The sequence below is a fragment of the Neobacillus sp. CF12 genome, from assembly GCF_030348765.1.
GTDB lineage: Bacteria > Bacillota > Bacilli > Bacillales > Cytobacillaceae > Neobacillus.
Window position 1 is genome coordinate 4,239,762 of record NZ_JAUCEU010000007.1, and the last position, 17,622, is coordinate 4,257,383.

The following is a 17,622-nucleotide window of genomic DNA, read 5'->3' on the forward strand; positions in this document are numbered from 1 at the left end:
AGCAAACGGTACGCCCCTTCAACCTATGGGATTCATTGACTCACCATCTGCAGGGTCAACTGTAAGTGGAGTTATCAATGTTCGGGGTTGGATAGTAGATAACGGCGGGGTTTCCAAAGTAGAGGTATTCGTTGATGGAAAAGTTGTCGGCCAAGCTAAATATGGTAGTCCTCGTTCAGACGTACACATTATGTTTCCTGAATACCAAAACGCAAACGCGGGTTATGAATTTAGTTTTGATACCAGGTCACTTAGCAATGGATCGCACTCCATTTCTGTTAAAAGCACGTCAAAAACTGGATCTACTCTGCAATTACAAGGAAAAACAGTAAATGTGCAAAATATACCTCCAATTGGTCATATTGATGCACCTGCTGCTAATTCTTCCATAAATGGAATCACCAATGTGAGAGGTTGGTTTTTAGATTTCAGTGGTATTTCAAAAGTTGAAGTCTTTGTTGATGGAAAGAATGTTGGGCTAGCAAAGTACGGCAGTTCTCGACCTGATGTTCTAAAAGTTCTTCCTGAGTATCAAAATGCAAACGCGGGTTATGAGTTTGCTCTTGATACCACAAAACTTACAAATGGTACGCACGCTATCTCTGTAAAAGGGACTGGAAAAAGTGGCTCTTCGACTGAACTTCAAACCAAAACCGTTAACGTGAAAAATTTGCCCACGGTTGGGTTTATGGACACACCAAAGAATGGATCAACGATTACGGGCATTACGAATGTACGTGGTTGGTTTCTAGACGCTAGCGGTGTTTCCAAAGTGGAGGTCTTGGTTGATGGACAGATTGTTGGGCAGGCTCAGTACGGCAGCCCACGTCCAGATGTTCTAAACGTTTTACCAGCGTATCAAAATGCGAATGCAGGTTACGAGTTTGCTCTTGACACCACTAAGCTTTCTAATGGGTTGCACTCTATTACTGTTAGAGAAACGGGTAAAAATGGAGCCAGTAGTGAACTTCAAGGCATTAGTGTAAATGTCAAAAATGCTGTGAATTTGGAGTTAGTTGGATTTATGGATGCCCCTTCGAAAGGTTCCATTCTCAATGGGATTAGTACTATACGTGGTTGGTTTTTAGACGATGATGGGATTGCTAGAGTTGACGTTTTAGTGGATGGAAAAATTGTCGGACAAGCCATGTATGGTCTCTCTCGCTTAGACGTCCAAAAATTCTACCCAGAATATAATAACGCCAATTCGGGTTATGAGTACGCTCTTGACACTAAAAACTATTCAAATGGGACACACATGATAACGGTTAAAGCTACATCGAAGAACGGATCAACGAAACAGTTTGAAAGTAGTGTGAGTATACAAAATCTTGACCATTTACCGACAATGGGTTTTATTGATTCTCCAAAACCGGGTTCAACCATTGCAGGAAAAGCAACGATCCGTGGATGGTACTTAGATGGTAGTGGTGTTGAAAAAATTGAAGTATTTATGGATGGAAAATTGGTTGGAAATGCTCAATATGGTTTTGAGCGCCTTGACGTGAAAACAGTCTTCCCAGAATACTTTAATTCTAATGCTGGTTTCGAATACTCATTAGATACAACACAATTTACAGATGGATCGCATACTCTTACGATTAAAGAAACGGGTAAAAGTGGAAAAAGTAATACCCTTACTGCAAGTATTACGATTAATAACGGCAATCCATATCTGTTATTAAATCTGATGAAACCGGCTAATATTACAGCAAATGATATCGTTACTTTCTTTGATTCTAAAAATCATCCTAATAGTCCCTTTAAAAAGTATGCGCAAACGTTTATTGATGCTCAGAATCGATATGGTGTAAACGCACAATATTTAGTCGCACATGCTATTTGGGAGACAGGCTGGGGCGGTTCTGATTTAATCGGTTACAAGAATAACCTTTATGGATATGGTGCTTATGATCCTTGCCCTTTCACTTGCGGTTATTACTTCCAATCTGTAGAGGATAGTATTTTTCGAGTAGCCTATCAGATTCGAGTTGATTATCTTAATGAGTCTGGTATTTGGTACGAGGGACCTAATTTAATCGGGATGAATGTAAATTATGCCACAGATCCAAATTGGAAAAATGGAATCGCGAATCTCATGCAAAGTATGAAGCGATATGATAGCTCCTATTATTCCAATACGAAAGAATCAGGCATGTCTACCATTGCTCCACCTCCAATGGTACGAGATATTCCAGCTGGACTGCCTTATCCGGAAGATGTTGTTATTAGCTTCCCTAGTGGGATAAACGCAAAAGTTGTCAATACACCAACAGTTAATTTTAGATCTATACCATATGTTTTAGCATCAACGTTTATAAGTAAGCTTTCCCAAGGTACAACAGTAACCGTATTAGGGTATAATACAGATGTTTTATACGATCCGACATCATCTGGTAATTATGCGTACCGTTGGTATAAAGTAAGTGTTAATGGTCAAATTGGCTGGATTAATGGTGAATATTTAGAGATTCAAAACTTAGCACAAGTAGATTTAGAAAGTGGTACCTTAAATATTCGTAGTACCGCAGCTGATTCAGGTAATACTATCCTTGCTAGTGTTAGTAACGGATCCTATTTAAATCTTGTTACTACTAACGGAGTACCTGTTATACAAAATGGCTGGTATCAAGTAAATCTGCCAAATTCTAAAACTACTGGTTGGGTACATGGAGACTTTATTAAACTAGTAACGAACTAAAAACATGACTGTCGACAAATCCAAATGTCGACAGTTTTTTTTATGAACAATGAACAATGGGGACGGTTCTGCTGGCTTTTTACTGACAATTATTTTGCGTAGATTTAGAGAAAAAGCTTTAGATAATGGGATTCATGCTGTTTTTACACAAACGTTTAATTAACACGCTATTTTGGAAGAACCCGTAGGTAGTTGTAGAAAACTATTTATATTAGAGATTTTTGAAGAATTTTAGAAGAATGCGAACTATTTCCTCGACAATAAATACTCTTGAAATGATGGTAAAGTTCGTTTTTTAAAAGGGTTTGCGGGGCTTTAATCAAACGTTTAATTAGGGCGAAAGGTGTTGAAAAGGGGAGAATCTTGAGGTGTAATGGTATCTATTTTTTGATAGTAATTTGATTATACACAACTACCTCTGGCGGGGAGGCCCATCTATATCTAGATGGGGCAATAGCAACGAATCTTTTTTCATCTGAAAAGGAATGCCTGGATTTGGTATCCCCGTTAATTAAAAGCCAAGTTTTGACCTTCAAAATTATATATTCGTGGTAAAATAGTCTCAGTTATATCTTGAAGGATGAAGACGATGAAAAAGCTTGGGATGATGAAGCACAAAATTGAGGTTTCAAATGAATATGAAGTGTTAGCTAAAAAAGATGAAGAAGTTTCGAATTTACTCTATAAAAATGGAGAATACAAACATGCCATGTATTTCTGTATTCAAGCGATGGAAAAATACATTCGATCTAAAATTTTCACACTGGTCAATCCGAATCTACCATACTTTAGAGAGCGGAACAGAAACCACTCGTTAGAAGATGCCATTGAATTTCTGCTTGAGATTATTTCAACAGATGAAAACTTACGGAATTCGATTAGACAACAGTTATTTGTATCGATATTAGGCGATGTTAACTATCAGCGGTTACACAATAACTTAAGGTATCCGTCATACTCTAAAAAGTTTGATTCCTATTCTGTTTCTTCCTATACAGCAGAAGATTATAAATTTGTAGAAAATGGACTTCGGAAATTAAAACTATATTTAAATGAATTAAATAGAATTTAAGAGAAGGCTAAATGTAGGTGCCTAGCGGGGGGAGGGGGGGCGTTCCGTTGAGTTAGAATTAAGATCCGTCCCCATGCTTCTTGCTAAGAAATCATCTGGTTCTATCCTCTTGTTTTACTGCAATGATAAAATCAATCTCAATCGGAGTATTACTAGGGAGTTCCGCTACTCCAACAGCTGTGCGAGCATGATGTCCTTTCTCTCCAAAAATCTTATCTAATAATTCAGAAGCAGCATCAAGAACTTTTGATGGTTCAAAAAAACCAGGTGCAGTCTGAACATAGCCTGTAACTTTTAATACTTGTTCAACCTTGTCAAGGCAGCCAATTGCAGCTTTTAAACTGCTAAGCCCTTTTAGCACACATATCTCTGCTAGTTCCTGAGCTTGTTCAATCGTAACATCTCTACCTACTTTACCTTGAAAAGGAACTTCTCCATTTATTCTAGGTACTTGTCCACTAATGTAAGCTACACCTTGATGAATCATTACTGGTACATAATGGTAAAGAGGTGCAGTTGCTTCCGGTAACTCGATACCTAAATCTTGTAAACGTTGGTCTATGTTATTCAATTTCTTTCTCCTCTCAAAATTGTTTTTTTTATGTAGATTTTAAAATAGTAATTTACTCCTTATATTCAAGAGGCGTTGTCAGAAATCCTTCTAAAAACATGTTAAAAATGATGCACGGTGAAGAAATCGTATCAGTAGAAGTAAAGATTAAACAGACCATGGGGACGGTTCTCACGGCAATTTATTGAAGCATGAATAAAAAAATAACAATTTCTAAAACTAGAATCGATACTTTCTTAAGGAGGATTAACGAATGACTGAGCAAAATCAATCTGCCAATGACCGGGGACGCAACATGACAAAACGTGGGGTTGAAGCAACAGGCGATGCAGCAAAAAATGTTATTGATACTGTTGAAGATGTTGGAAAAGCAGCAGTTGACCGTATTTCCAATGCCGTAAAGGATGTTACAGCAAGATAACTTGTTTTAAAGTTCTGGTTCCTAGTATAGTAAATCGGTTCAAATAATAAAAACATACTAAGATTGGTAGTGCGGACCAAGGCATTGGTTAGCACTACCATTTTTTATATAGTAGAAGTGAATCTTTGGAGTGGTCTTTCCATAGCTTGTTGCTTCATAGCAGGCCTTGGCGAGATGGTTTCTGGGGTTTCGAAGTCCGTTTTGGGAGAATACTATTCCTAATAGGTAGTGATTTCTAAGGACTTTCCGCTAATAAGGACGTGCATTTCTCCTCAGACAAAACCAAAAAAAGCACCTATAAAGATACTTTATTAGATATTAATTGGTTTACTTTCTTCTTATGATACTCATATTTATTATTTAATTTATCTTTTGTTTTATGATCGAGACAACTATTAAGTAACTCCAAATGATAGTTCTTTCTTAATTCATGCCAACTGTATAGAATCTTAGATTTTAATGACATATTTTCTGGCTCCTATCTTCGATTTCTATATAGTTCGTCCATGAAAGCGCAATCATGGGTGTCGTTTTTGAGAATTTACACCAAAATAACTAGAAAGAAGACATATTGTAGCTTTTCTTTTCATTGCTCATTATTACGCCAAAAAGCTGCACAAATACTCATTTAAAAACAATCCAGCAGGATCAAGTTCTTCTCGTATATGAAGGAAGGTATTCCATTTTGGGTATATTTGTTGTGGGACAATGTGGGACAATGGGGACGGTTCTGATGGCTTTTAATATGTTTTTTTTAATGGCCATTTATCAATTTCGTTTTTCATATTTAATTTTTTGCATTTCTTTATATCTATCAATATCATTTCTAGTTTTCAGTTCAGTTGAAGAGAATGATCTCCTAGAAGATTTACCAGATTGGAAATCATTCCAAATTATATACACGTAGTAAATAACAAAACAACCAAGGATAAGGGATAAAAGTCCCATTTTTGAAACACCTCTTATCTTTTAATTGTATAGACAATGTATTCTTGCGGAAAATATGCCGTAGTAATAGGTCCTTTACCTTCTTGATTTTCGTTGAAGATTAGTAGGTGGTTGGAAAGTTGGTCAGTATTACAAAGAAAATGAACCATAACAGGAAATTTCAGAGAAGCAGTTAGTGATGTGGAAGAGGGGAGCTATTTTCTAATTATTATTATATGGACATTATAAACTATAATTACCTTTTTTTAACTTATTCCAATTTGTTATTTATGTGCTTCCTATTTCTCGAGCTTTGTCGTAGATTGTTTTCCGGGAAATTTTTTGTCGAGAATTATAACATTTTTTAAGAAATGTTTTCAGGAACCTTCATAAACGGTTAAATATTTACAAATGCAGACGAAAATAACTTGTTAAGAAATAGCCTTTCGGAGAGCAAAACGACACAATGTTTAGATTGGGGATATGATAAGGCACTTGCCAGGAACATCATCAGCGAAGGCATTAGCGCAAGATTATTAAAGTGAAAATCCATCTGTTATAAAGAGACTGCAAGAATAATGGAAAGTAAGATTTGGGGTGAAATGAAGAATATGTTAATAGATAAAGGAAATGACGGAACTTTAGGATCATAAAAATAATGAACTCATATTTTTTTATCTAGACGGGCTCGAAATTCCTTTCCGTGTGTATTATATAGTGTATTGGCATACTAGCTCTCTATGCAAATGAAAGGAAGTGTTACAATGGATAATATGATTCCGTCACATACTATGGGGGCTAATGTACTTCCCCAGCCTCAAATGCATTACGGCTACGCGGCACCATGTGTTCAAACACGCGGTTGCGATAGTTTTATCATTATAATCGTGTTGTTTATTTTATTAATCATTATTGGTGCATGTGCTTTCTACGATTAAAAGAGCGGACCTATTAAGGTCTCTCCTTGTAGAATTTGTATTATATTTACAATTCGATATGTCATTGAATGTCCTCCTTCAGATTTTATTAAAATTACACTGATCTGTTAGTTATCTTTTGCCTAGTTATTATTATCTAACGATTCAGTTTCCGATCATTTGACTTTTAAAACCTGCTGCAATCTATGCAGCTTTTTTTTATGCAGCTCAATAAGCAGCAATAGGACCTTCATATCTATTTAATGCAGAATATAACTTTACCTTTATAAGGAACGAAAAATAACCCCAAATGATGTGAATATTCATTTGAGAACATTCCCTCATATGATATTTTGTTTAAAAGCTTTAATAAATAGTTTGCTATGTTCGGATAATTTCTTGCGTTTTAATCGAACGATTCCAAAGGAAAAACGCTGTTGACTTGGATGCTTGAATGGTCTTGTAATAACACTTCCATTTTGAATAGCAGCGACCTTGCTTAATAGTAAATTCATGGAGAAAACAATACCCAATCCTTCTGATACTGCTTCGGAAATAACGTTCACATTGTTTGTTGTAAATAAAATATTCATATTAGGAACATAGTCAAATAGTTCATTTACAAATCCCGACCAAATAGGATCTTCAAAAAGAATGATTGATTGATTAGCAAGGTCCTCAACTTGTAAATTCTCCAAATAGGCTAGTGGAGAATTTTTACTAGCACATAAAACTGTACCCCCTTCGAGAATTGTCTCAAATTCTAATTCTGGATGAGAAGCTACAAGTTCGTCAGTAAATACTGTAATACCAAAAACACTCTTTTCCGTTAAAACATCAGATAAGATATCATGTGGTTTTTTTTCAAAAATCTCTATTTGACTATTTGGATAATTTTTTTTGTATGTTTTAAGCGCGCTAGGGACAATAAACATAGCATTAGGATTTGCAGATATTGATATTTTGACATGCTCTGGATTAAGATTTTGATTTACAAAAATGGTTATATCTTCTACTTTTAACATAATTTCTTGCGCTTTACTGACAATAAATTTACCTTCTTCTGTAAGCTCAACACCCAATCTTGAACGATTAAAAATCTTCATTTGAAGTTCTGATTCTAGATTGGATATGGCTTTACTAATACCAGAAGGAGATAAATGTAGATTCTCGGCAGCCTTAATTAATGATTTTGTTTTTGCAACCTCAATTACATACTCCAGTTGTAATATATTCATATCTTCACTCCGTTTTCTATTAAGTGAAAATAAATCAATTATATCACACTTATTTTCACTTTATATTTACTTGAAGGCAAAGTATATTGATAGAGGTGTTGATTGTGTTTCCGACTAAGATTTCGCTAATTTCGCCATAAAATATCTGAAGATTAATCTAAGATACAAGAATTACAAGGTGAGAGTGCGAAATAAGCAGCACAACAGCATTTAGCAAATGAAAGAACAGTTTTTTGTAATATCCTACTAAATTTATTAAAGGGGAATAAAGATGAATAGACAGAATCGCACAACAATGAAAGCCTTATCAGCGACACTAGCCGTATCTCTATTCAGTATGCCTTTGCTTAATACACAGTCATTTGCAGCACCAAATGAGGTTGCATCGGTGAATGTGCTAGCTTCAGATGAGAAAGACGTAGCAAAATTCCGTATTATGGAAACAACAGATATTCATGCGAATCTTTTAAACTACGATTATTATAAAGATGCTGCATATGAGAAAGTAGGACTAGCAAAGACAGCTACATTAGTAAAAGAAGCACGTAATGAAATAAAAAATAATGTTCTAGTTGATAATGGGGATTTAATTCAAGGAACTCCATTAGGAACTTATGAAGCAAAAATTGATCCTTTAAAGAACGGTGAAGTTCATCCTGTATTTAAAGCCATGAATCAAATGGGCTATGATATGGCAACACTAGGAAACCATGAATTTAACTATGGATTAGACTTTTTGGACGAAGCATACGATGATGCTAATTTTCCGTATGTCAATGCAAACGTTTTCGTTGATGATCATGACAATAATCCTGATAATGATAAAAACAAATTTAATCCGTATAAGATTCTAAATAAAAAAATTGTTGACGAACAAGGTAAGAAACATGTAATAAAAATCGGTTTCATTGGCTTTGCTCCACCTCAAATTAATGAGTGGGATAAAGCAAATCTTGAAGGCAAAGTTGTCACTAAAAACATCGTTGAAACGGCTAAAAAATTCATCCCAGAAATGAAAGAAGACGGAGCAGATCTTATTGTAGCCATGACACATTCAGGCTTTAGTGCGAACAAAGGTAATACAGAAGATGTAATTTATGCGTTAAGTGAAGTTCCTGGTATTGACGCAATTACATTCTCTCATACACATAAAGTATTCCCAGCTAAATCAGAATCTATGCTTGATGGATTATTTTTAGGTTCAGATAAAAAGCCTTTACCTGGCATTGATAATGCAAAAGGTACAATCAATGGTGTACCAGCTGTACAAGCAGGTTACGGTGGTGGTTCTTTAGGATTAATTGACCTAACGCTTAAAAAAGAAAAAGGGAAATGGACTGTTTTAAACTCACAATCTTCAACTCGTGAAATCTGGGTTGATGTGAAAGACCCAGTTACAGGTAAAACAAAAACAGAAAGTACAGTAGCACCTGATCAAGAAATAGTTAATGCGATTAAACAAAATCATGATGCAACTGTTAACTATGTGAATACACCAATTGGATCAACTACAGATGATATTCATAGTTATTTTTCATTGGTACAAGATGATCCTTCCGTTCAAGTTGTTACAAATGCACAAAAATGGTTTGTAGAGAAATATGTAGCTGAAAAGAAACCAGAATATAAAAACTTACCGATTTTATCAGTTGGAGCACCATTTAAAGCTGGACGTAATGGAGTTGCTGAATACACAGAGATTAAAAAAGGTGATTTAACGATTCGAAGTGCAGGCGATTTATATCTATATGATAATACGCTAAAAGCAGTAAAAGTCAAAGGTTCAGTTGTCAAAGAATGGATTGAAATGACTGCCGGTAAATTTAATCAAATAGATCCAAATAAATCAGAAGAGCAAGCTTTATTAAATCCATCTTTCCCTGTTTATAACTTCGATGTGATTGACGGTGTAAACTATCAAATCGATGTAACCAAACCAGCAAGATATGATGTGAACGGAAATTTAGTTAATAGTGCATCTAGTCGTGTAGTGAATTTAACTTATAACGGCCAAGCAATAGATTTAAATCAGGAATTCATCGTTGTTACAAATAACTATCGTGCTGGTGGCGGGGGGAACTTCCCAGGTGTTAAAGGAAGTGAACTTGTTGTTGACTCAGCTGATGAAAATCGTCAAATCTTAATGGATTACATTTCTGAAATGAAAACAATTACGCCAACTGCCGACAATAACTGGTCGATTGCACAGGTTAACGGTAATGTTAACGTAACTTTCACAACTTCACCAAAAGCGGAAGAATATATTCATACAAATAGTAAAATCTCATTTACAAATAAAACAGATCATGCAGGTTTTGGTATTTTTAAATATGATTTAGGCACAGCTCCTAAAGAAAACATTAAAGTGCAATTACTAGGCTTAAATGATTTTCATGGACAACTTGATACAGATACAAAAGTAAAACTTGATGGGCAGGATGTATTAGCTGGTAGCATGGAATACACAGCTGCTGCTATGAAGCAACGTGAAGCATCAAATCCAAATACTTTACTTGTTCACGCGGGAGATATGATCGGTGGTAGTCCTTTAATCTCAGCGGCATTCCAAGACGAACCAACTGTTGAAGTAATGGAAGCAATGGGCTTTGATGTGGGAACTGTTGGAAACCATGAGTTTGATGAAGGTATTACAGAATTAAAGCGTATGATTAATGGCGGTGAACATCCGAAGGGTACAAAAGGGTATGATGGTATGAACTTTCCAGTTATTGCTGCCAATGCCTTTGATACTTCAACTGGTCAATTAATCACACAACCATATGCAATTAAAGAAGTAGATGGTAAAAAGATAGGTTTCATCGGTGTTGTAACACAAGAAACACCAACAATGATTGTCCGAAAAGGAAATGAAACACTTGAAATCCGTGATGAGGCTGAATCAATTAATCAGTATACGGATATTCTTAAAAAACAAGGAATTGAAGCGATTGTCGTTCTAGCGCATAATCCTACACTTCAAACAGGTAAAGCAGATCTATTTGATGCATCTGAGATGGCAGAAAAAGTAGATGATGAAGTAGACGTAATTTTTGCAGCTCATAATCACGTATATGTTGATAAGGAAGTAGATAATAAATTAATCGTTCAAGCTTATTCTTATGGCTCTGCATTTTCAGATGTTGATTTAGAGCTGGATGCAGTAACTGGAGAAATCGTTAAAAAGGACGCTGAAGTGGTAACTGTATACCAAAAAGACTATACACCAGATCCTACAGTTTCTGCGATTATGAAGAAATATGAAGATTTAATTGCTCCAATTAAAGCAGAAATCGTTGGAGATTCGATGGCAACTTTACCAAAAGGTTATCCATCTATAGATACTTTCGGCGATTTTGCAATTGGAAACTTAATAGCTGACGGTATGAAAGCTTCAATGAATGCGGACTTTGCAATGATGAACGGTGGTGGAGTTCGAGCACAACTTGATGCTGGTGAAGTTACGTTTGGTGACTTATTTGCCATTCAACCATTTGGAAACGTACTAAATAAAGTATTACTTAGTGGTGCAGATATCGAGATAGTATTAAATAATCAAATTACTGATAAAGGTCTTGATTTCCATATTGCTGGATTTAAATATACGTGGAATTCTGCAACGAACAAAGTGGTAGATATCGTTTTACCAAATGGTAATAAAATCGATCCAAACAAAGAATACTCAGTTGTTGTGAACAACTATATGTACGGAAATGTCAAATATGGTATTGGTGTACTTTCAACTAATCTAGAAGTAGGTCCAGAAGATCTAGAAGCAACAGTAGATTATGTTAAATCACTTCCAAAACCTTTCGTTTACGTAGTTGAGGGACGAATTCAAAAAGTAACAACTACTCCTTAATGAAAGAAGAGTAGTAGAATAATATATTATCGATCATTCAATAACCCCAATATCTGGGGTTATTTTTTTAATGAGAAAGGATATTTATCTTCAACTACCATGTAACAATCTAGCCCATTTTGAGGTTCTTTTGACATTACCGGAATTAGATACACTAGTCCTCGACAATTATTTTAAAGGTTAGGCACGAACAATGGGGACGGTTCTGATGGTTTTTTTCTTACAATTATTTTGCGTGGATTTAGAGAAAAAGCTTTAGATAATGGGATTCATGCCATTTTTACACAAACGTTTAATTAACACGCTATTTTGGAAGAACCCGTCGGTAGTTGTAGAAAACTATTTAAATTGGAGATTTTTAAAGAATATTAGAAGAATGCGAACTATTTCCTCGACAATAAATACTCTTGAAATGATGGTAAAGTTCGTTTTTTAAAAGGGTTTGTGGGGCTTTTACACAAACGTTTGTTTTGGTCGAAAGGTGTTGAAAAGGGTCATCATATCTAGACTGGGCACTAGCAACGATCTTTTTCCAAAATTAGATTAGGAATGCCTGGAGTTGGAATCCAGGCAGAATTGAGAGCTTACACAAAAAGGAGGCAACTTAGTATAAATTAAGTTGGGTTTTTAATTAAGACTGCTCTTACCTGCCTAATCAATTCAACACCAAAACATGAAGCTGAAACAGCCAGGCAAATGCTAGGATAAGTCTTATGTTTTCCTATAAATGGTAATTTTTTTGATAATATGGGAGGGATTTGGATTATGATGCCATATTAATATTACCTGTTTTAATGAAAATCCTCTTACCTGCCGAAAGGAGTCCTCCATCTGCGAATTCTTTTCTGCTACCTGCTTAGATCTCCATCTTATCTGCATAAATCCTTTGTTTACCTGTCTAATCAATTCAACACCAAAACATGAAGCTGAAACAACTAGGCAAATGCTAGGATAAGTCTTTGTATTTTCCTATAAATGATAAATTGTTTCGATAATATGGGAAGGACTGGGATCATGATTCCATATTGATATTACCTGTTTTAATGAAAACCCCTTTACCTGCCTACTCAATTAAACTCCATGCACATGGGTAAGATTATGATGGCTTTCTCATTGGTTCTTTCTGGGCGTTATTTTTTTATGAGGTTTGCATCGGTCCAAATTAACCTAACTGATTCTATCATTCTGACGTTCAGTTAGGCTTAATATGACCCCTGGAGTAACCCCTGTTGACCCAAGCAATACCATAGATTACTTCATAGATTTCTTCAAAGATTACTCAAAGAAGAAATACTATGTCATTCTTCCCTTTCCAATCTCTAAAAAATATTTTTTTAGACCTGTCCTTTTTTTCTTTTCGCTTATATATAAGAGGTGAAGGAACTTTAGCCCATCGAAGGGCTGAATGCATCTTAAGAACGACTCAAGATTCTTTTTACATAAAAGCTTAAAGGAGAGTTTCGGATGAGCAGGTTGTTGATTAAGGAAAATCCGGTCATGATTATCCCGAGTTTGGCGGTGAAGATTGGTTTAAATGAGGCTGTGGTGTTGCAGCAAATTCATTACTGGCTTGGTATTAGTAATCATCAGATTAAGGGGAGAACCTGGGTGTATAACACGTATGAGGAGTGGAGGAAGCAGCTGCCGTTTTGGTCAGTAAGTACGATTAAGCGAACGATTCTTTCGTTGGAGATGAAGGGATTGCTGCAGTCTGATAATTTCAATGAGATGAAAATGGACAAGACGAAGTGGTACAGCATTAACTATGATGCATTGCAAGAGCTTGAAGACAGCACGAATGAATATCCAGTTAGTCCTATTGAGGATTCAGCAACTGAGGGAGTGGGGGAGAGCAAGAAGGAGGTCAGTCCATCCGTGAAACCGAACATCCCTATTGCTGAAATTATCGACTATTTAAATGAGAAGACTGGAAAGAACTTTCGACCAGGTTCGAATAAAACAAAGGAATTAATTAATGCCAGGTATGGAGAAGGATTTACGCTTGAGAATTTTAAGAGAGTCATTGATTTGAAATCAGTAGAATGGCAATCGGCTCCCAAATGGAATAAGTTCTTACGTCCCGAGACGCTGTTTGGAACAAAATTCGAATCCTATCTGAATCAGCAAGAAGAAAAGAAGAGAATGATGGAGGAGGATTTTAACTTTGATAACTAAAAAAGAACTGTACACACTAATGAGATTAATCGTGGTCTATTACGAACAGTTTACGATCACCCAAGAGAGGTTAGATTGCTGGCATTTGGTTTTAAGTAAATATTCGTTTGAAGTGCTGCACGGGAATCTATTGAAAGTTGTTAAAAGTTCGCCGCATCCTCCCAAGATATCCGATTTGGTTCAGACATCGTGTGGGCGGTATATCCCTAACTATTTTGAACTTAATATAACGGCCGGGGAAAAAGATTGATGAGTGCTGGGGTCAGCAATTAATGGCTCTTTTCAGAGAGGAAAAGAAACAACTTTTAGAATGGGGATAAGAAAAGGCGCTTAATGGGTTGCCAGGAACACCATCAACGAAGGCATTAGAGCAAGTTTTTTTAGTGAGTGAATTTAAGAATAAATTATGGAACTTTAAGTTTATTAAATAATGAACTAATATTTTTTCATCTAGACGGGCTCCAAATTCCTTTCCGTGTGTATTATATAGGGTATTGGCATACCAGATCTCTATGCACATGAAAGGAAGTGTTACAATGGATAATATGATTCCGCCACATACTATGGGGGCTAATGTACTTCCCCAGCATCAAATGCATTATGGCTATGCAGCTCCATGTGTTCAAACACGTGGTTGCGAAAGTTTTATCATTATAATCGTGTTGTTTATTTTATTAATCATTATTGGTGCATTTGCTTTTTGCGATTAATAAGACCGTGGTAAGACCGTGGGGACGGTTCTTATGGCTTTTTTTTCGGAGATGTGGGGGTTGAACCCTAACATTGAGGTCCAGATATTCAAACTCAAAGTGAGATCTTTCGCTTCAAGTTTCTTTATTAGTATGACGTAGAAATTCAAGAGGGTGTCCAGAAAGTTGGTGAAAACCAACTAACTGGAGCCCTTTTTTTGTACATTTCAGTATCCTTGGTACCTAAAAATCACATGTTTTTAATTGGACGTTTGCTCTGCATATTTTTTGAAATTATCTAGGATTGCCTGCCATCCTTGTTGCTGCATCTCAATTGAATTCGTCGTTTCAGCATCGAACGTTTCAATTACTTCGGTTTCATTTTCTTTTCCTTTAAACGTGATAGTAACTCTACGTCCGTCCTCCATTGAATAAGCAATTACCTCATGTACTTTCACTTCATCATAAACTCCACCAAAATCGAAACCAAAACTGCCATCTTTGGCTTCCATTCTTGAAAGGAATTTTCCACCTGCTCTTAAATCATTCTCCGCAAATGGTGTGTGCCAATCGTCTGAAGCTGTGTTCCACTTTGTTATATGGGTTGGCTCTGTCCAATATTTCCATACCCTCTCTACTGGTGCTTGAACGGTTGTTTCTACTGTGATTTTTTTCGTTGTTTCCATTTCATTTGTCGCCTCTCTTCATACGAATATTTATTAAGCGATTTGTGCCAATGGTGTCTAAATTTATTGTAAATGATTTCGAAAAGATATGCTATTTCTTCACTGTTATATTTTACTGCCCTTGTCATCTATTTCCGAACGGGCACCCAATCGGGATAAGGAGGAATGCCTTTTATCTTTGTTTGGAAATAAAAAAAATTCCGTATAACAATAATGATATAACTGAATAAAATAATTTTTTATTGTAAAACAATAAATACTGTTTTATAATCAAATAGACTTTCAGTATAGAAAGGTTAGCCATTGTATTCCAACCCTCCCAAGACACACAGGGAAAATAAAGTAGAGATATTCAACACTGTGAAAAAAGAATTAAACGTCCAAATCTATCATTGAAGGAGAACAAATATGAGCAATGTACCTATCATCAGCTTGAGTAATGTGACCAAACGGATTGGCCGAACCACCGTTATCGACGATCTTTCATTTGACGTACCGCAAGGCGAAATTTTCGGATTTCTTGGTCCGAATGGGGCTGGAAAAACAACCACAATCCGTATGATCGTCGGACTGATGTCGATCACTAAAGGTCAGATACTGATTAAGGGGAAAAATATCAAAACCGAATTCGAGCAAGCGATCCGGCACGTCGGCGCCATTGTGGAAAGTCCAGAAATGTACAAGTATTTGAGTGGCTACCATAACCTCGTTCATTACGCTCGCATGGTGCCGGGGGTAACCAAGGAACGGATAGACGAAGTGGTTTCGCTGGTCAAGCTAGAAAACCGTATCCATGACAAAGTTAAGAAGTACTCACTCGGCATGCGTCAGCGTCTGGGAGTCGCCCAAGCACTGCTTCATCGGCCGTCCCTGCTCATTCTCGATGAACCGACGAACGGTCTTGACCCGGCAGGAATTCGCGAGTTGCGTGATTATTTGCGGCATTTGACCCGTACGGAAGGAATTACCGTTGTCGTCTCCAGCCATCTGTTGTCCGAGATGGAACTAATGTGCGACCGGGTCGCCATTCTCCAGCGGGGCAAACTGGTTGATGTGATGCCGATTCAGCATATTACCGGGGGGGACGAAGCCGGTCAAACGTACCAGATCCAAGCGCAGCCGGCGGAACAAGCGGTGGTGACCATGAAGCAGATGGATGGGGTCCAGGAAGTCAAACTGACTCAGGACGGATTCGTCGAGGTTACCGCCGAGCGGGAATGCATCCCGGACATTCTAGTAGGGCTGATGCAGAGCCACATTCGGATCTATGGCGTCCAGATGGTTAGCAAAACACTAGAAGAACGATTCTTAGAAATAACGGAGGGTGGACAAATTGGTTAATCTAGTACTCAATGAAAACATGAAGATTTACCGAAGGATGAGAACGTGGATCCTCGTCGGACTTATGGTCGCTTTTGTGCTTTTTGTCAACTTTATTGAATGGCATTCGGATGGGAAAAAGGCGCAAGATGAAGGCTGGCGGGCAAAACTGCAGCAGGACAATCAGCAATATAGCGAAATTCTGAAGCAGCCAGAGCTGGGTAAAGACGACCGAACGTTCTATGAGCAGCAGCTTGCCATCAACGAGTATCACCTAGAGCAGAATATTCACTCAACAGACGGCACGCTGTGGGATGGCGTGAACGGTTCGGCAAGCATGATGATCGTGATTACTATTTTCACCATCATCATTGCCGGAGACAGTCTGGCGGGCGAATTTTCGTCCGGCACAATCAAGCTGCTGCTCATCCGGCCAGCTAGCAGGGTCAAGATCCTTATCTCTAAGTATATCTCTTTTCTATTGTTCAGCATGCTGTTGTTACTCACTCTGTTTGTCGTATCCGTCGTGGTCAACGGAATCTTATATGGCTTTGGATACATGGATCTGCCTTTGGTCAGCGTGAATGCAGAAGGGGAAATCGTGGAAAAAAGCATGGTCCTCAACCTGTGGAAAACGTATATGCTTAACGGTGTATCCACGGTCATGTACGTAACCATGGCCTTTATGATTTCGTCCGCCTTCCGAAGCAGTGCGATGGCTATCGGGTTTTCCATCGGCACCTTGTTTGCGGGCAATATTGTTCTGGAGGCATTGCAGAGATTCGATTGGAGCAAGTACCTGTTGTTCGCTAACACCGATCTCACCCAGTACCTAAGCGGACGTCCTTTCCAAGAGGGAATGACCTTGTCCTTTTCCATTGGAGTGCTCGTTGTCTATTTCCTCGTGTTTAACTTGGTATCTTGGCTGCTTTTTACACGTAGAGACGTGGCGGCTTAATGTTTGGGTTGCAATGGGGGTTGCAATGGGGACGGTTCTGCTGGCTTTTTTCTCATCGGAGTCCTTGGTAAATAAGTTCCTCCGGTTC

General features: G+C 37.3%; 14 protein-coding genes. 10 read left to right on the top strand and 4 right to left on the bottom strand.

Annotated features, from left to right (window positions below; translation table 11 throughout):
• The first annotated feature begins 25 nt into the window (after positions 1-25).
• Together QUG14_RS20165 and QUG14_RS20170 are read left to right on the top strand one after the other, a co-directional pair.
• Complete coding sequence (locus QUG14_RS20165) at positions 26-2,701, top strand: Ig-like domain-containing protein (protein WP_289342223.1); 2,676 nt, start codon at positions 26-28, stop codon at positions 2,699-2,701.
• A gap of 589 nt (positions 2,702-3,290) precedes the next feature.
• Complete coding sequence (locus tag QUG14_RS20170; RefSeq protein WP_289342224.1) at positions 3,291-3,773, top strand: HEPN domain-containing protein; 483 nt, start codon at positions 3,291-3,293, stop codon at positions 3,771-3,773.
• A gap of 91 nt (positions 3,774-3,864) precedes the next feature.
• On the opposite strand, the gene QUG14_RS20175 is transcribed toward QUG14_RS20170, so the two are convergent.
• Positions 3,865-4,344, bottom strand: coding sequence for a RidA family protein (locus QUG14_RS20175; RefSeq protein WP_289342225.1), 480 nt, complete (start codon positions 4,342-4,344; stop codon positions 3,865-3,867).
• Positions 4,345-4,597: 253 nt separating this feature from the next.
• Between QUG14_RS20175 and QUG14_RS20180 the strand changes: the two genes are divergently transcribed.
• On the top strand, positions 4,598-4,765 hold the full coding sequence (locus tag QUG14_RS20180; RefSeq protein WP_289342226.1) for a hypothetical protein: 168 nt from the start codon (positions 4,598-4,600) through the stop codon (positions 4,763-4,765).
• Between the two features lie 599 nt (positions 4,766-5,364).
• On the opposite strand, the gene QUG14_RS29780 is transcribed toward QUG14_RS20180, so the two are convergent.
• On the bottom strand, positions 5,365-5,484 hold the full coding sequence (locus QUG14_RS29780) for a D-arabinono-1,4-lactone oxidase (protein ID WP_353961080.1): 120 nt from the start codon (positions 5,482-5,484) through the stop codon (positions 5,365-5,367).
• Between the two features lie 1,029 nt (positions 5,485-6,513).
• On the opposite strand from QUG14_RS29780, the gene QUG14_RS20185 reads away from it, so the two are divergent.
• Positions 6,514-6,630, top strand: a complete 117-nt coding sequence (locus tag QUG14_RS20185) for a YjcZ family sporulation protein (protein WP_289344195.1) — start codon at positions 6,514-6,516, stop codon at positions 6,628-6,630.
• 320 nt (positions 6,631-6,950) lie between these two features.
• Here the strand turns inward: QUG14_RS20185 and QUG14_RS20190 are convergent, their stop codons facing one another.
• Positions 6,951-7,847 (bottom strand): LysR family transcriptional regulator, encoded by an 897-nt coding sequence (locus tag QUG14_RS20190; RefSeq protein ID WP_289342227.1) that lies wholly within the window; start codon positions 7,845-7,847, stop codon positions 6,951-6,953.
• Between the two features lie 271 nt (positions 7,848-8,118).
• On the opposite strand from QUG14_RS20190, the gene QUG14_RS20195 reads away from it, so the two are divergent.
• From QUG14_RS20195 to QUG14_RS20210, 4 genes are all read left to right on the top strand, one after another.
• Positions 8,119-11,706 (top strand): bifunctional 2',3'-cyclic-nucleotide 2'-phosphodiesterase/3'-nucleotidase, encoded by a 3,588-nt coding sequence (locus QUG14_RS20195; protein ID WP_289342228.1) that lies wholly within the window; start codon positions 8,119-8,121, stop codon positions 11,704-11,706.
• Positions 11,707-13,170: 1,464 nt separating this feature from the next.
• Positions 13,171-13,881 carry a conserved phage C-terminal domain-containing protein gene (locus QUG14_RS20200; RefSeq protein ID WP_289342229.1) on the top strand — a complete coding sequence of 237 codons (711 nt, stop codon included), beginning with the start codon at positions 13,171-13,173 and terminating at the stop codon, positions 13,879-13,881.
• Entirely contained in the window at positions 13,871-14,131 is a 261-nt protein-coding gene (locus QUG14_RS20205; protein WP_289342230.1) for a hypothetical protein, read from the top strand. The genes QUG14_RS20200 and QUG14_RS20205 overlap by 11 nt, the downstream gene beginning before the upstream one ends.
• A gap of 286 nt (positions 14,132-14,417) precedes the next feature.
• Positions 14,418-14,591, top strand: a complete 174-nt coding sequence (locus QUG14_RS20210) for a YjcZ family sporulation protein (RefSeq protein ID WP_289342231.1) — start codon at positions 14,418-14,420, stop codon at positions 14,589-14,591.
• A gap of 239 nt (positions 14,592-14,830) precedes the next feature.
• Here the strand turns inward: QUG14_RS20210 and QUG14_RS20215 are convergent, their stop codons facing one another.
• Entirely contained in the window at positions 14,831-15,256 is a 426-nt protein-coding gene (locus QUG14_RS20215; RefSeq protein WP_289342232.1) for an SRPBCC family protein, read from the bottom strand.
• Positions 15,257-15,664: 408 nt separating this feature from the next.
• On the opposite strand from QUG14_RS20215, the gene QUG14_RS20220 reads away from it, so the two are divergent.
• Positions 15,665-16,597, top strand: a complete 933-nt coding sequence (locus QUG14_RS20220) for an ABC transporter ATP-binding protein (RefSeq protein ID WP_289342233.1) — start codon at positions 15,665-15,667, stop codon at positions 16,595-16,597.
• Entirely contained in the window at positions 16,590-17,534 is a 945-nt protein-coding gene (locus QUG14_RS20225; protein WP_289342234.1) for an ABC transporter permease, read from the top strand. The genes QUG14_RS20220 and QUG14_RS20225 overlap by 8 nt, the downstream gene beginning before the upstream one ends.
• Positions 17,535-17,622 lie beyond the last annotated feature (88 nt).

Excerpts from the sequence above, each read along its gene's own strand:
- QUG14_RS20185 (WP_289344195.1), top strand. The coding sequence starts at position 6,514 with ATGCATTACGGCTACGCGGCACCATGTGTTCAAACACGCGGTTGCGAT.
- QUG14_RS20215 (WP_289342232.1), bottom strand. The coding sequence starts at position 15,256 with ATGGAAACAACGAAAAAAATCACAGTAGAAACAACCGTTCAAGCACCA.
- QUG14_RS20200 (WP_289342229.1), top strand. The coding sequence starts at position 13,171 with ATGAGCAGGTTGTTGATTAAGGAAAATCCGGTCATGATTATCCCGAGT.
- QUG14_RS20220 (WP_289342233.1), top strand. The coding sequence starts at position 15,665 with ATGAGCAATGTACCTATCATCAGCTTGAGTAATGTGACCAAACGGATT.
- QUG14_RS20165 (WP_289342223.1), top strand. The coding sequence starts at position 26 with ATGGGATTCATTGACTCACCATCTGCAGGGTCAACTGTAAGTGGAGTT.
- QUG14_RS20170 (WP_289342224.1), top strand. The coding sequence starts at position 3,291 with ATGAAAAAGCTTGGGATGATGAAGCACAAAATTGAGGTTTCAAATGAA.
- QUG14_RS20190 (WP_289342227.1), bottom strand. The coding sequence starts at position 7,847 with ATGAATATATTACAACTGGAGTATGTAATTGAGGTTGCAAAAACAAAA.
- QUG14_RS20180 (WP_289342226.1), top strand. The coding sequence starts at position 4,598 with ATGACTGAGCAAAATCAATCTGCCAATGACCGGGGACGCAACATGACA.
- QUG14_RS20195 (WP_289342228.1), top strand. The coding sequence starts at position 8,119 with ATGAATAGACAGAATCGCACAACAATGAAAGCCTTATCAGCGACACTA.
- QUG14_RS20210 (WP_289342231.1), top strand. The coding sequence starts at position 14,418 with ATGGATAATATGATTCCGCCACATACTATGGGGGCTAATGTACTTCCC.